The sequence below is a fragment of the Streptomyces sp. NPDC101194 genome, from assembly GCF_044767885.1.
Taxonomy (GTDB): domain Bacteria; phylum Actinomycetota; class Actinomycetes; order Streptomycetales; family Streptomycetaceae; genus Streptomyces.
Window position 1 is genome coordinate 128,022 of record NZ_JBIWOS010000008.1, and the last position, 13,137, is coordinate 141,158.

Genomic DNA, 13,137 nt, shown 5'->3' on the forward strand with positions numbered 1-13,137 from the left:
TGACCACTGCCGAGCCGCCGTGCGGCGCCGGAGACCCCGTTGGGCGGGCAGGATCAGTACCGGGTCTCCGGCGGCTGCCTCCCTGTCAACATCCCGGTCGGCATCCGACCCCTTGACCGCCGGGTTCAGGCCGCACAGGATCACGCCATGACAGGTGTACGGAGCAGCACAGTCGACGGCGTCGTGGCCCGCAGCGCCCGCCGCACCCCCGAGCGCACCGCCCTGCGGTACACGGAGAGGTCCTGGACGTACGCGGAGCTGGACACGGCCGTCAGCACCGCGGCGGCGGTCCTCACCGGCGAGCACGGGCTGCGCCCCGGCGACCGGGTCGCCTCCTACGCGCACAACTCCGACGCGTATCTGATCGGATACCTCGCCTGTGCCCGTGCGGGACTGGTCCATGTGCCGGTGAACCAGAACCTGACCGGCGACGACCTCAGATACATTCTCGAACAGTCCGGCAGCGCCCTCGTCCTCACCGACCCCGATCTCGTCGGCCGGATTCCGGGCGCGTTCCCCGTACGCGCGCTGCGCGACGCACCGGACTGCCTCCTCGAGGCCGTCGCCGCCCCGCGCCCCTTCTCCCCGGAACGCGCCCCGGCGGCGGACGACCTCGTCCAACTGCTCTACACCTCGGGCACCACCGCGCTCCCCAAGGGCGCGATGATGACCCACGGCGCACTCGTCCACGAGTACGTCAGTGCCATCACCGCGCTCGATCTGCGCGCCACCGACCGACCGGTGCACTCGCTGCCGCTCTACCACTCCGCGCAGATGCATGTCTTCCTGCTGCCCTACCTGGCGGTCGGGGCGACGAACATCATCCTCGACGCCCCCGATGTGGACCGGATCTTCGACCTCGTCGAGACGGGGCAGGCCGACAGCGTCTTCGCCCCGCCGACCGTCTGGATCGGCATCTCCCAGCACCCCGGCTTCACCACGCGGGAACTCGACGGCCTGCGCAAGGCCTACTACGGCGCGTCGATCATGCCGGTGCCCGTACTGGAACGGCTCCGCGAACGGCTGCCCGCGCTCGGCTTCTACAACTGCTTCGGGCAGAGCGAGATCGGTCCGCTCGCCACCGTCCTCGGACCGGACGAGCACGAGGGCCGGATGGACTCCTGCGGCCGGCCCGTCCTCTTCGTCGAGGCCAGGGTCGTGGACGAGGACGGCAAGGAGGTACCCGACGGCACGGCCGGTGAAGTGGTCTATCGCTCGCCCCAGTTGTGCGCCGGCTACTGGGACAGGCCCGAGGAGAGCGCGGAAGCCTTCCGTGACGGCTGGTTCCACTCCGGCGACCTCGCCGTGCGCGACACGGAGGGTTTCTTCACCGTGGTCGACCGGGTTAAGGACGTCATCAACTCCGGCGGTGTCCTGGTCGCGTCCCGGCAGGTCGAGGACGCCCTCTACACCCACCCCGCCGTCGCCGAGGCCGCCGTCGTCGGGTTGCCCGACGAGCGCTGGATCGAGGCCGTCACCGCCGTGGTCGTCCTGCGCGGGGAGGCGACGGAGGCCGAACTCATCGGCCACGCGCGCGAGCGGCTCGCCCATTTCAAGGCCCCGAAAAGGGTCTTCTTCGTGGACGAACTGCCGCGCAACGCGAGCGGCAAGATCCTCAAGCGGGAACTGCGCGACCGCTTCGCATGAAAGACCCGACGGCCGTGCTGCGGTGTGTGCGGGGCTCGGTCCCCGCGCCCCGCACACACCGGCACCGGTGGGCCACCGCCCGTGGCACTCGGCGAGCACACGGTCGGAGCGAGCGCCCCCGGACGAGAGCTCCTAACTCCGACCGCGCTCGTCCACGATCCGCTTGAACTTGCCCACCGACCTCTCCAGCGTCCCGGGATCGACGATCTCGACGCCGACGGACACCCCGATCCCGTCCTTGACGGCCGCCGCGATCGACTCCGCGGCGGCCGTCCGCTGTTCCGGGGTGGCCCCCGTGCGGGCCTCGGCCCGTACCGTCAGCGCGTCGAGGCGGCCCTCGCGGGTCAGCCGCAGCTGGAAGTGCGGTGCCACACCCGGTGTGCGCAGCACGATCTCCTCGATCTGGGTCGGGAAGAGGTTCACCCCGCGCAGGATCACCAGGTCGTCGCTGCGCCCGGTGACCTTCTCCATCCGCCGGAACACCCGTGCCGTGCCGGGCAGCAGCCGGGTCAGGTCCCTCGTCCGGTAGCGGATCACCGGCATGGCCTCCTTGGTGAGCGAGGTGAAGACCAGCTCGCCCTCCTCACCCTCGGGCAGCACCTCGCCGGTGAACGGGTCGACGACCTCCGGATAGAAATGGTCCTCCCAGATGTGCAGCCCGTCCTTGGTCTCCACGCACTCCTGCGCCACCCCGGGCCCCATCACCTCCGACAGACCGTAGATGTCGACCGCGTCGATCGCGAACCGCTCCTCGATCTCGCGCCGCATCTCCTCCGTCCACGGCTCGGCACCGAAGATCCCGACTTTCAGGGAGGTCGTCCGAGGATCGACGCCCTGCCGCTCGAACTCGTCGAGGAGCGTGAGCATGTAGGACGGCGTCACCATGATGATCTCGGGCCGGAAGTCCTGGATCAGCTGGATCTGGCGGGCCGTCATGCCACCGGAGGCGGGGATGACCGTGCAGCCGAGCCGTTCCGCTCCGTAGTGGGCGCCGAGGCCGCCGGTGAACAGGCCGTACCCGTACGCCACATGGACCTTCTGCCCGGGACGGCCGCCGGCGGCCCGGATCGAGCGGGCGACCACGTCCGCCCAGGTGTCGAGATCACGCTGGGTGTACCCGACGACGGTAGGACGGCCCGTCGTCCCGCTGGAGGCGTGGATCCGCCGGATGCGTTCCTCGGGGACGGCGAACATGCCGAAGGGGTAGTTGTCCCGCAGATCCGCCTTGGTCGTGAAGGGGAAACGGGCCAGGTCGGTGAGCGTACGGCAGTCGTCCGGACCCACCCCGGCCCGGTCGAACGCGGCCCGGTAGTGGCCGACGTTCTGGTACGCATGGCGCAGGGTCGCCCGCAACCGCTCCAGCTGGAGTGCCTCCAGCTCGTCCCGGCCCATTCGTTCGGCCTCGTCCAGCAGAGCCGTCATCCGGATCTCCCTCTTCCGAGCAGGCGACCGATCATTCGGTCGATCGTTCGGAAGCAGTAATTCAGGATGCTCCGCCCGATGGCAAGAGGGATGACGCACTCCATTCGATCAAGCGGTGTGCGGCGGCCCTGATCGGCCGTGCCGAACACGAGCGCCCGCTCGTTCTCGCAGGGCAGGCGCCGAGGAGCCACCCCGCGCCGACGGATCTGCCCCTCCGGAGGCTCGGGACCGGTCGGCTCGCGTGGCCGGGCGGACACACCGTTCGACCGTCGTCGTCGGCGCCGGTCACCTCGTCCGCACCGTCCGGCCGATCGGATCCCGCGGAGAATCAGGCGTGCCCGGCCGGTCCCGGTTGCTTCGTGGTCGCCCGCCCCAGTGATCAGGAGCGGTGCAGCAGCGAGGTCAGGACCTCCTGGAGCGTGGCCTCGGCATCGGCCGCCGCACCCGTCGAGCGCCAGGCCACGAAGCCGTCGGGACGCACCAGCACGGCACCCTCGGAGGTCGTGCCGTGGAGCTCCGTCCAGTCGGCCCCGTTCTCCGGCTCCAGATCGGCGCCCGAGCCGATGCCGTACGTCCGGAGCCGCAGCGACAGTCGGTCGGCGACCCGAGCCGCAGCCTGTCGCCACACCACGTCCTTGCCGTCGGTGAGCAGCACGAGGGTCTGTTCGTACAGATCGAGAGTGGACTTGCGCACACCTTCCTGACGGACCCACAGATGCGGTGCGCGGCTGCCCGGTTCGCCGTTCAGCTGCATCCCTCGCGGCACCACCGGCTGTTCCGGGTCGGCTCCGAGTACGGCGCCCCGGACATAGCGGTAACCCAGGGCCACGGTGAGCATGCCGCCCTGCTTTCCGCCACCCACACCCGGCGCCGCGGCGTATCCCGGGTGGCTGTGCTCGCTGGAGCGCGCCGAGGCCCGTGCGCTCGTCGCCCGTGCCACCGGCAGTCGCTCCGCCTGATAGGTGTCCAGCAGATCCGGGCCCGCCTCGCCCTTCAGGACGGCGGCGAGCTTCCAGGCCAGGTTGTGGGCGTCCTGGATGCCGGTGTTGGAGCCGAACGCCCCGGTCGGGGACATCTCGTGGGCCGAGTCCCCGGCGAGGAAGACCCTGCCGGACGCGTACCGTTCCGCGACGCGCTCCGCGGCGTGCCACGGGGCCTTGCCGGTGATCTCGACATCGATGCCGGGTGCGCCGACCGCCGTACGGATGTGCTCGGCGCATCGTTCGTCGGTGAAGTCCTCCAGTGTCTCGCCCAGTTGAGGCTGCCACGGGGCGTGGAACACCCAGTCCTTCTTGTTGTCCACCGGCAACAGGGCGCCGTCCGCAGCGGGGTTGGTCAGATAGCAGACGATGAAGCGCCGGTCACCCACCACATCGGCGAGCTGCCGGGAGCGGAAGGTGATGCTCACGTTGTGGAACAGATCGCCGGGCCCCGTACGGTCGATGCGCAGCTGCTCACGAATGGGACTGCGCGGCCCGTCGGCCGCGACGAGGTAGTCCGCCCGCACGCTGATGTGCTCTCCGGTCTCCCGGTTCTTCAGCGCCGCGTCCACCCCCGTACCGTCCTGGTCGAAACTCTGCATCTCGGTGGAGAAGCGCAGGTCACCGCCCTGCTCGCGGGCAAGCCTCACCAGCACCGGTTCCAGGTCGTTCTGGCTGCACAGGCACCATCCGGCCGGGCTGAAACGGGCCAGCCCGCCCCCCGGGTCGATCTCCTTGAACAACCACTCCTGATCGTCCCCGGTGAGCGAACCGGCTTGCAGAATGCCGTGGTTGTCGGCAAGGACGGAGGCCGCCTCCCGGATGCCGGGCTCGGCGCCCGCCGTACGGAACAACTCCATCGTGCGCACGTTGTTGCCGCGCCCGCGAGGATGCGTCGAGGTGGACCGGTGCTTCTCGACCAGCAGGTGCTCGATCCCGAGCCGGCCGAGAAAGAGTGAGGCGGACAGGCCCACCAGGGAGCCGCCCACGATGAGGACCGGCACTCGGATGTCGACGTTCTCGTTCATCAGTTGCTCCAGATCGGACGCCGTTCGGATGCTTTGTTCCATGCCCTTGTTCGGAGTGGTTCGGACGGTCGCTCACCTGAACGGTTCATAAATCTCGCGCCACCCGGACCAGCGTTTCACGATCGGTCACGGAGACGATGCGCGCGGTGAGCGGGGGCGGGCCGCTCGCATCCGTCGGGAGAGTCCCCGCTCCGCATCCACTCGCCAACCGACGGTTGACGGCACGCCATCCGGCCTGTCCACGACACCGTCTCGAAGGAGACCGAAAGATGACCACCACCCTCTCGGAACGGATCTCCCAGTCCGCCTTCGACGGTTCCAGGCTGCGGGTCGTGCTGCTGCTGGACCTGTACGACGGAGCCCAGAAGCAGTTCCTGGAGGCGTATGAACACCTGCGTAATCAGGTGGCATCCGTCCCCGGGCACATCAGCGACCAGCTGTGCCAGTCCATCGAGAACCCCTCCCAATGGCTGATCACCAGCGAATGGGAGAGCGCACCCCCGTTCCTCGCCTGGGTGAACAGCGAGGAGCACGTCGCGACCGTTCAGCCGTTGCACAGCTGCGTGCGTGATACCCGTTCGCTGCGCTTCAGCGTTCTGCGGGAGACCGGGAAGGCGTTCGAGCTGGCACCGGAGGCGGCCAAGGGCAGGCTCCAGGCGTCACCCCGACTGGGCGACGGGGTGGTGCGCCACGCGCTCACTTTCACCGTCAAGCCCGGCACCGAGGACATCGTGGCGAAGATCCTGGCCGACTACGAGTCCCCGAGCGCACGTGTCGGTGAAGACACCCGTTTGCGCCGTACTTCGCTCTTCATGCACGGAAACCGCGTCGTGCGGGCGGTCGAGGTGGAGGGCGACCTCCTCGCGGCCCTCCGCCACGTCGCCCGGCAGCCCGAGGTCAGGGCTGTCGAAGAGGCCATCAACCCGTATCTGGAGCAGGACCGGGACCTCAGCGACCCGGACTCCGCCCGGATGTTCTTCACCCGAGCGGCCCTCCCGACGGTCCACCATGTGACCGCGGGCCGCCACAAGGCCGAGGACGTCCGCCGGCACGCGCTCTTCTACCAGGCCAAGGAGGGCTGCGGCATGGCACTCGCCCGGCTCCTCGCCGGCCACGACGAGGAGGCGGCCGACGACCCGGCGAGCATCATCGACAGCAGCACCATCTTCCAGCGCGACGACGTCGTCGTCCGCCTCCTCGAAGCGGCCGAACCGATCGACGCGCAGCCCGCTCAGGCGGCCGGCATCGACGGCCCGGGCAAGGTGGCCAGACTCGGACGTCTCCTCGACGGCGATGCGAATGCCGTGCCCGCGAACGACCAGGGGATCTCGCACTTCCTCGCACAGTCCGAGATGACCCTGGTCACCGATCGGCAGGCCATGGAGTCCTGAACCGCGCATCCGCCCTGGGGGGTTCTCGCTCAACCCGTCAATACAACGCGCAATGTGCCAGGAGGAATTCAGTCATGACCACGCACCGGCCACGCATCGTGGACCTCAGTGAGACGCAGCCCAACCGCAGGCGCGGGGGCGACCTTCGCGCCATGCTCACGCCGACAGCGGTGGGAGCCACCAGTGGCTTCATGGGGCTGGCCATCGTCCAGCCCGGTGACCGAATCGGCGAGCACTACCACCCGTACTCCGAGGAATTCGTGTACGTCGTGAACGGTCTCCTGGAGGTGGATCTCGACGGTGAACCGCACCGGATGCGGCCCGACCAGGGCCTGCTGATCCCTCCCCATGTACGCCACCGATTCCGGAACGTCGGCGACGTGGAGGCACGCATGGTCTTCCACCTCGGCCCGCTCGCCCCACGCCCCGAACTCGGACACGTCGACACGGAGCACACGGAGTCCGCCGAGCGCGTCGCGCCGCCGGAACGAACGGAGGCCGCCTCATGACCCGCCGCGTGGGGGTCACCGGCGTGGGCGTCGTGGCCCCCGGCGGCATCGGCGTACCGGCCTTCTGGGACCTCCTCGCGAACGGACGCACCGCGACCAGGGGCATCACGCTCTTCGACCCGGCCGGTTTCCGCTCCCGCATCGCCGCCGAGTGCGACTTCGACCCGGCGGCGCACGGACTGGACGCGGACCGGATCGCCAGGTCGGACCGGTACGTCCAGTTCGCGATGGTGGCCGCCAGGGAGGCCCTCGGCGACGCGGGTCTCGACCCGGAGAAGGTGGACCCCTGGCGGATGGGGGTGTCGCTGGGCACCGCGGTCGGCGGCACCACCCGGCTGGAGCACGACTATGTCGCCGTCAGCGGCAGCGGTGCCCGATGGGACGTCGACCACCGGCCGGCCGGCCCGCATCTGGAGCGGGCCTTCTCACCCAGCTCCCTCGCCTCGGCGGTGGCCGAACAGGTCGGCGCGCACGGCCCGGTGCAGACCGTCTCCACGGGCTGCACCTCCGGTCTCGACGCGATCGGCTACGCCTTCCACTCCATCGAGGAAGGACGCGTCGACGTCTGCGTCGCCGGGGCGTCCGATTCACCCATCACCCCGATCACGGTGGCCTGCTTCGACGCGATCAAGGCCACTTCGCCGAACAACGACGACCCGGAACACGCCTCCCGGCCGTTCGACGCCCGCCGCGACGGCTTCGTCATGGGGGAGGGCGGAGCGGTGCTCGTCCTGGAGGAACTGGAGCACGCGCGCGCCCGCGGTGCGACCGTGTACTGCGAGATCTCGGGCTACGCCACCTTCGGCAACGCCTACCACATGACCGGGCTGACCCCCGAGGGACTGGAGATGGCCGAGGCGATCAACCGGGCCCTCGACCACGCCCGGATGGACGGCTCGCAGATCGACTACGTCAACGCGCACGGCTCGGGCACCAAGCAGAACGACCGGCACGAGACGGCCGCCGTGAAGAGGGCGCTGGGTGCGCACGCCCATGACGTGCCGATGAGTTCGATCAAGTCCATGGTCGGCCACTCGCTGGGGGCGATCGGGGCCATAGAGATCGCCGCCTGTGTCCTGGCGCTGGTCCACCAGACCGTGCCACCGACGGCGAACTACGAGAACCCGGACCCGGAGTGCGACCTCGACTACGTGCCGCGCACCGCACGCCCCCTGAAGCTGCGCAGCGTCCTGTCGGTCGGCAGCGGCTTCGGTGGCTTCCAGTCCGCGGTGGCCCTGACACGAACAGGTGGGAGGACACCATGAGAACCCGTAAAGCCCGGCGTACCGTCGTCACCGGCATCGGTGTCGTCGCTCCCAACGGCATCAACACCGAGGCCTTCTGGAAGAGGACGCACGAAGGGTTCAGCGCTCTTGACCGGGTCACCCGCGAGGGGTGCGAGCATCTGCCGCTGCGGGTCGCGGGCGAGGTGCGCGGTTTCGAGGCGGTCGAGCAGATCGAGGAGCGGTTCGTCGTCCAGACCGACCGGTTCACGCACTTCGCGATGGCCGCCGCGGACATCGCCCTGGACGACGCCCGGCTGGGCCGTGCCGACTACGAGAAGGCGCCGTACGACGTCGGCGTGGTGACCGCGGCAGGTTCCGGCGGCGGTGAGTTCGGGCAGCGTGAACTCCAGCGGCTGTGGGGGCAGGGGCCCAGCTACGTGGGCCCTTACCAGTCCATCGCCTGGTTCTACGCCGCCAGCACCGGCCAGATCTCGATCCGCGGCGGCTTCAAGGGGCCGTGCGCGGTCGTGGCCAGCGACGAGGCCGGTGGCCTGGACGCGCTGGCGCATGCAGCCCGGTCGATCCGGCGGGGTACCGAGGCGGTGGTGGTCGGCGCGGCCGAGGCACCGCTGGCGCCCTACTCGGTCGTCTGCCAGCTCGGGTACGAGGACCTGAGCCGGTGCGACGACCCCGCCCGCGCGTACCGGCCGTTCACCTCGGACGCCTGTGGCTTCGTCCCGGCCGAGGGCGGCGCCATGCTGGTCGTCGAGGAGGAGCAGTCGGCGCGCCGGCGCGGTGCCCGGGTCCGGGCCGAACTCGCCGGGCATGCCGCCACGTTCACCGGGGCGTCCCGATGGGAGGAGTCCCGGGAGGGGCTCGCCCAGGCGATCATCGGCGCCCTGCGGGAGGCGGACTGCGCGCCGGACGAGATCGATGTCGTCTTCGCGGACGCCCTCGGCGTACCGGCGGCCGACCGTGCCGAGGCACTCGCGATCGCCGACGCACTGGGCGCGCACGGCCGACGGGTACCGGTGACGGCGCCCAAGACCGGCATCGGGCGTGCGTACTGCGGGGCCCCGGTGCTGGACACGGCCGCTGCCGTGCTCTCCATGGAGAACGCGCTGATACCGCCCACGCCGAACGTGTTCGAGGTATGCCACGACCTCGACGTCGTCACCGGCAGTGCGCGGCCCGCCGAACTCCGAACGGCGCTGGTGCTCAGCCGCGGGCTCATGGGCTCGAACGCGGCGATGGTGCTGCGGCGCTCCACCGACACCCAATCGTGAGAAGGAGAAGTCCTCATGACCGAACGACTGACCTATGCGGAACTTGCCGTCCTGATGAAGAAGGGCGCCGGACTCACCGTGGACCCGCGTGACATGGAGAAGCGCCCCGGGTCCGCCTTCGACGAGTTCGGCCTCGACTCGCTGGGGCTCCTCGGCATCGTGGGCGTGCTGGAGAACCGGCACGGCCGGGCGCTGCCGACCGACGCCGACCGCTGCAAGACCCCGCAGGAATTCCTCGACCTCGTCAACAACACCCTCATGCAAGGAGCCTGACGTGTCCGGACACACCGAGAACGAGATCACCATCGCCGCCCCCCTGGACCTTGTCTGGGACGTGACGAACGATCTCGAGAACTGGCCGCGGCTGTTCAGCGAGTACGCCTCGGTCGAGGTGATCGAACGGGACGGCGACAGGACGAAGTTCCGCCTGACGATGCACCCCGACGAGAACGACAAGGTCTGGAGCTGGGTCTCCGAGCGGACCGTCGACCGGGCCGGGCGCATGGTCCTCGCCCGCCGTGTCGAGCCGGGCCCGTTCCAGCACATGGACATCCGGTGGGAGTACTCGGAGGTCCCCGGCGGTACGAAGATGCGCTGGGAGCAGGACTTCGCGATGCGTCCCGACGCACCCGTCGACGACGCGTGGATGACCGACAACATCAACCGCAACTCCAAGGTCCAGATGGAACTCATCCGGGACAAGATCGAACAGCGCGCCCGGGAGCGCCGTACCGCCTCGGTCTCGGCCAGCTGACCCGCCGTCCGCCCCACGGCCCGGCACCCGGCAGTCCGGCCGGGTGCCGGGCCGGAACCAGAAAGGCATCCCACGATGCACCACGCTCTGATCGTCGCCCGCATGGCGCCGGGTTCCGCGCCGGACATCGCCGATCTGTTCGCCGAGTCCGACAGCAGCGAGCTGCCGCACCTCGTCGGCGTCACCAGGCGCAAGCTCTTCCAGTTCGGTGACGTCTATCTGCACCTGATCGAATCGGAGCGCCCTCCGGGCCCCGAGATCGCCAAGGTGACCGAGCATCCGGCGTTCAAGGACATCAGCGAGAAACTCACCGCCTATGTGAGCGCGTACGACCCGCAGACCTGGCGCGGGCCCAAGGACGCCATGGCCCGGGAGTTCTACCACTGGGAACGCGGTACCACCGCCTGAGGAGACGGAGAATCGGCCCCGGGGCGGGCCGGGGGGCCGGGCCCCGGGGGGGGGGCCGGTCGCCCCGGGGGCGCCCGGGGGCCCCCCCACGGAGGGCGAGGGGGGGGGGGGTTGCGGGCCCCGCCCGCCCGCGGGCGCCGGTGCACCCCCCCCGCGCCCCCCCCCCCCCCCCCCCGGCCGCCTCCCCCCCCCCCCGCGCCCCCCCCCGCCCCCCCCCCCCGGGGGCCGATTCTCCGTCTCTCCCGGGATCAGCCGGGGACCACGCATTCGAAGGCATCGAGGTAGGGGTTGACCGGAACGACCCTGCCGATCAACAGGCCGGCATCCGAGATCCGGCCGACCAGGCTCTCCCTGGTGTGCTTCGCTCCGCCGACATTGAGGAGCAGGAGCAGGTCCATCGCGGTGGTGAACCGCATCGAGGGGGTGTCGTCGACGAGGTTCTCGATGACGACCACCCTGGCCCCCGGGCGGGCCGCGGCGACGACGTTGCGCAGTGTCCTGCGGGTGCTGTCGTCGTCCCACTCCAGGATGTTCTTGATGATGTAGAGATCGGCCGCGACCGGGATGGCCTCGCGGCAGTCCCCGGCCACGATGCGAGTCCGGTCGACGAGCGGCCCCTCGTCCCGCAGCCGGGCGTCGGCACGCGCCACCACACCCGGCAGGTCCATCAGGGTGCCGTGCAGCGACGGGTGCTTCTCCAGCAGGCTCGCCAGCACGTGCCCCTGGCCGCCGCCGATGTCGGCGACCGTGGACACCCCGGTGAGGTCCAGGAGTTCGGCCACGTCCAGCGCGGACTGCATGCTGGAGGTGGTCATGGCCCGGTTGAAGACCTGGGCCGACTCGTGGGCGTCCTGATGGAGGTAGTCGAAGAAACCCTTGCCGTGCACGTCCGAGAAGACGCTCCTGCCGGTGCGCACCGCGTCGTCGAGGTGCGGCCAGACCTCCCAGGTCCAGGGCTCGGTGCACCAGAGCGAGATGTAGCGCAGGCTGTTGGGGTCGTCCTCGCGCAGCAGACGGGACATCTCGGTGTGGGCGAAGTCGCCGTCCGGGGTCTCGGCGAAGATCCCGTAGCAGGACAGGGCGCGGAGCAGTCTGCGCAGCGGCACCGGCTCGGTCTTCACCAGCGCCGCGAGTTCCTGCGCGGACGCGGGCGTCTCGCCCAGAGCGTCGGCGACGCCAAGCCGGGCCGCGGCGCGCACGGCGGCGGCGCGCGCCGCTCCGAACACGATCTCGCGCAGTTGCATGGCCGGCTGAGGCGCTGCGACGGGGTGCGGGACGGCGGCGTGGACGGCTGTCGAGGTGGGAGTGGGTGCGGGGGTGGGGCTCACAGTGGTCATGCTGGTTCGCTTCTCCTCGTACGGGGGTGCGCCGGTCAGCACATCCCGGCCGGTGTGGACTTCGTGCAGACGTTGGCGGCGAAGGTGTTGCCCTTGCCGGCGGTGTCCCCGTTGGCCAGGTCGGCCGGCTTGTTGCCGAGCGCGACGTTGCCGCTGACGGTGTTGCCGGTGTTCTTCGTGCCCACGAAGCTCTTGAACAGCACGATGCCGCCGGAGAGCGGCGTGGCGCCCACGTTGTTGGTGATGGTGTTCGAACGGACCTGGGTGTCCGCGGCCCCGGTGAGCACGACGCCGGAACCCTGCAGGGCGGGCAGCCGTTTGGTGGCGACGCAGAACTTGTTGTTGCCGGTGATCTGGTTCGCCCGGATCGTCATGGCTCCGGCCTGCGGTCTGCCCTCGTCGCCCACGACGAACACACCGCTGCAGTTGCCGGTGAAGGTGTTGTCGTGGACCGACAGGTTCCTGACGCGCCTGGCGGTGAAGCCGATGCGGTTGTCCGTGAGCGTGTTGTCCTGGAGTTCGGTGCCGTGCGTGTCGGTGGCACCGCCCTCCTCGTCGACGGTGTTCGCGACGAAGATGCCCGCGTCGCCGTTGGAGCGGGCGGTGTTGCCCGTGAACTTGCCGCGGGTGGAGCGTTCCTGGGCGATGCCCCAGACACCATTGTGTTCGGAGGTCACCCGCCGGACGGACAGCCGGTCCGTCCAGGAGGCCCATACACCGTTCTTCTTGAATCCGGAGAGGGCGAGTGAATCGATGGTCACGCCGTCGACGGTGCGGCCCGATCGGCCCAGGACGCAGATGCCGCTGCCGGTCTTCACACACGCCTCCGCGGACGGCGCGTTCTTCGCGCCAGGCCGGATGACGGTGCGGTCACCGGAGCCGCGCAGGGTGAGGTCCGGCTTGGTGATCAGGACGCTCTCCCGGTATGTGCCGGGCAGGACGACGATGGTGTCACCCGGCTGCGCGGCGTCCACCGCCTTCTGGATCGACTGGCCGGGCCGCACCACGTGGGCGCCGGCGGCTGAGGCGGACGGAATTGCCGCGCCGAGTCCCGCGGTCGAGGCGATCACGACCGGGACGAGGCTCTTGAAGTGTCGTTTCCTCATGAACCGAAGCTATGGGCGTTTTCCCCCTGTTGCCACACAGGGT

Annotated in this window: 12 protein-coding genes; 8 read left to right on the top strand and 4 right to left on the bottom strand. The window is 70.0% G+C overall.

The annotated features are described in order from the left end of the window. Window positions 1–147: 147 nt before the first annotated feature. Complete coding sequence (locus tag ACIRP2_RS27240) at window positions 148–1,647, top strand: acyl-CoA synthetase (protein WP_404254669.1); 1,500 nt, start codon at window positions 148–150, stop codon at window positions 1,645–1,647. Between the two features lie 132 nt (window positions 1,648–1,779). Here the strand turns inward: ACIRP2_RS27240 and paaK are convergent, their stop codons facing one another. After that, on the bottom strand, window positions 1,780–3,069 hold the full coding sequence (gene paaK, locus ACIRP2_RS27245; protein ID WP_404254671.1) for a phenylacetate--CoA ligase PaaK: 1,290 nt from the start codon (window positions 3,067–3,069) through the stop codon (window positions 1,780–1,782). 379 nt (window positions 3,070–3,448) lie between these two features. After that, window positions 3,449–5,077 (bottom strand): FAD-dependent oxidoreductase, encoded by a 1,629-nt coding sequence (locus ACIRP2_RS27250; RefSeq protein WP_404254673.1) that lies wholly within the window; start codon window positions 5,075–5,077, stop codon window positions 3,449–3,451. A 269-nt stretch (window positions 5,078–5,346) separates the two neighbouring features. Here ACIRP2_RS27250 and ACIRP2_RS27255 point away from each other — a divergent pair, with 269 nt between their 5' ends. The 7 genes from ACIRP2_RS27255 (at window position 5,347) to ACIRP2_RS27285 (ending at window position 10,651) form a co-directional block, all read left to right on the top strand. Next, window positions 5,347–6,468, top strand: coding sequence for a SchA/CurD-like domain-containing protein (locus ACIRP2_RS27255; protein WP_404254675.1), 1,122 nt, complete (start codon window positions 5,347–5,349; stop codon window positions 6,466–6,468). Between the two features lie 74 nt (window positions 6,469–6,542). Next, window positions 6,543–6,977 (top strand): cupin domain-containing protein, encoded by a 435-nt coding sequence (locus tag ACIRP2_RS27260; RefSeq protein WP_351085870.1) that lies wholly within the window; start codon window positions 6,543–6,545, stop codon window positions 6,975–6,977. Beyond that, entirely contained in the window at window positions 6,974–8,242 is a 1,269-nt protein-coding gene (locus ACIRP2_RS27265) for a beta-ketoacyl-[acyl-carrier-protein] synthase family protein (protein WP_404254677.1), read from the top strand. The genes ACIRP2_RS27260 and ACIRP2_RS27265 overlap by 4 nt, the downstream gene beginning before the upstream one ends. Further along, window positions 8,239–9,489 (top strand): ketosynthase chain-length factor, encoded by a 1,251-nt coding sequence (locus tag ACIRP2_RS27270; protein ID WP_404254679.1) that lies wholly within the window; start codon window positions 8,239–8,241, stop codon window positions 9,487–9,489. Before ACIRP2_RS27265 ends, ACIRP2_RS27270 begins: the two co-directional genes overlap by 4 nt. 15 nt (window positions 9,490–9,504) lie before the next feature. Next, window positions 9,505–9,762, top strand: coding sequence for an acyl carrier protein (locus tag ACIRP2_RS27275; protein ID WP_361451372.1), 258 nt, complete (start codon window positions 9,505–9,507; stop codon window positions 9,760–9,762). Window position 9,763: 1 nt separating this feature from the next. Further along, the gene (locus ACIRP2_RS27280) at window positions 9,764–10,243 is read left to right on the top strand and encodes an SRPBCC family protein (RefSeq protein WP_404254681.1); all 480 of its coding nucleotides are present in this window, start codon (window positions 9,764–9,766) and stop codon (window positions 10,241–10,243) included. Between the two features lie 75 nt (window positions 10,244–10,318). After that, entirely contained in the window at window positions 10,319–10,651 is a 333-nt protein-coding gene (locus ACIRP2_RS27285; RefSeq protein ID WP_404254683.1) for a TcmI family type II polyketide cyclase, read from the top strand. 248 nt (window positions 10,652–10,899) lie between these two features. Here the strand turns inward: ACIRP2_RS27285 and ACIRP2_RS27290 are convergent, their stop codons facing one another. Together ACIRP2_RS27290 and ACIRP2_RS27295 are read right to left on the bottom strand one after the other, a co-directional pair. Then, window positions 10,900–11,988 (bottom strand): methyltransferase, encoded by a 1,089-nt coding sequence (locus ACIRP2_RS27290; protein WP_404254685.1) that lies wholly within the window; start codon window positions 11,986–11,988, stop codon window positions 10,900–10,902. Between the two features lie 35 nt (window positions 11,989–12,023). Further along, window positions 12,024–13,094 (bottom strand): nitrous oxide reductase family maturation protein NosD, encoded by a 1,071-nt coding sequence (locus ACIRP2_RS27295; protein WP_404254687.1) that lies wholly within the window; start codon window positions 13,092–13,094, stop codon window positions 12,024–12,026. Window positions 13,095–13,137 lie beyond the last annotated feature (43 nt).

Excerpts from the sequence above, each read along its gene's own strand:
- ACIRP2_RS27240 (WP_404254669.1), top strand. The coding sequence starts at position 148 with ATGACAGGTGTACGGAGCAGCACAGTCGACGGCGTCGTGGCCCGCAGC.
- paaK (WP_404254671.1), bottom strand. The coding sequence starts at position 3,069 with ATGACGGCTCTGCTGGACGAGGCCGAACGAATGGGCCGGGACGAGCTG.
- ACIRP2_RS27250 (WP_404254673.1), bottom strand. The coding sequence starts at position 5,077 with ATGAACGAGAACGTCGACATCCGAGTGCCGGTCCTCATCGTGGGCGGC.
- ACIRP2_RS27255 (WP_404254675.1), top strand. The coding sequence starts at position 5,347 with ATGACCACCACCCTCTCGGAACGGATCTCCCAGTCCGCCTTCGACGGT.
- ACIRP2_RS27260 (WP_351085870.1), top strand. The coding sequence starts at position 6,543 with ATGACCACGCACCGGCCACGCATCGTGGACCTCAGTGAGACGCAGCCC.
- ACIRP2_RS27265 (WP_404254677.1), top strand. The coding sequence starts at position 6,974 with ATGACCCGCCGCGTGGGGGTCACCGGCGTGGGCGTCGTGGCCCCCGGC.
- ACIRP2_RS27270 (WP_404254679.1), top strand. The coding sequence starts at position 8,239 with ATGAGAACCCGTAAAGCCCGGCGTACCGTCGTCACCGGCATCGGTGTC.
- ACIRP2_RS27275 (WP_361451372.1), top strand. The coding sequence starts at position 9,505 with ATGACCGAACGACTGACCTATGCGGAACTTGCCGTCCTGATGAAGAAG.
- ACIRP2_RS27285 (WP_404254683.1), top strand. The coding sequence starts at position 10,319 with ATGCACCACGCTCTGATCGTCGCCCGCATGGCGCCGGGTTCCGCGCCG.
- ACIRP2_RS27290 (WP_404254685.1), bottom strand. The coding sequence starts at position 11,988 with ATGACCACTGTGAGCCCCACCCCCGCACCCACTCCCACCTCGACAGCC.
- ACIRP2_RS27295 (WP_404254687.1), bottom strand. The coding sequence starts at position 13,094 with ATGAGGAAACGACACTTCAAGAGCCTCGTCCCGGTCGTGATCGCCTCG.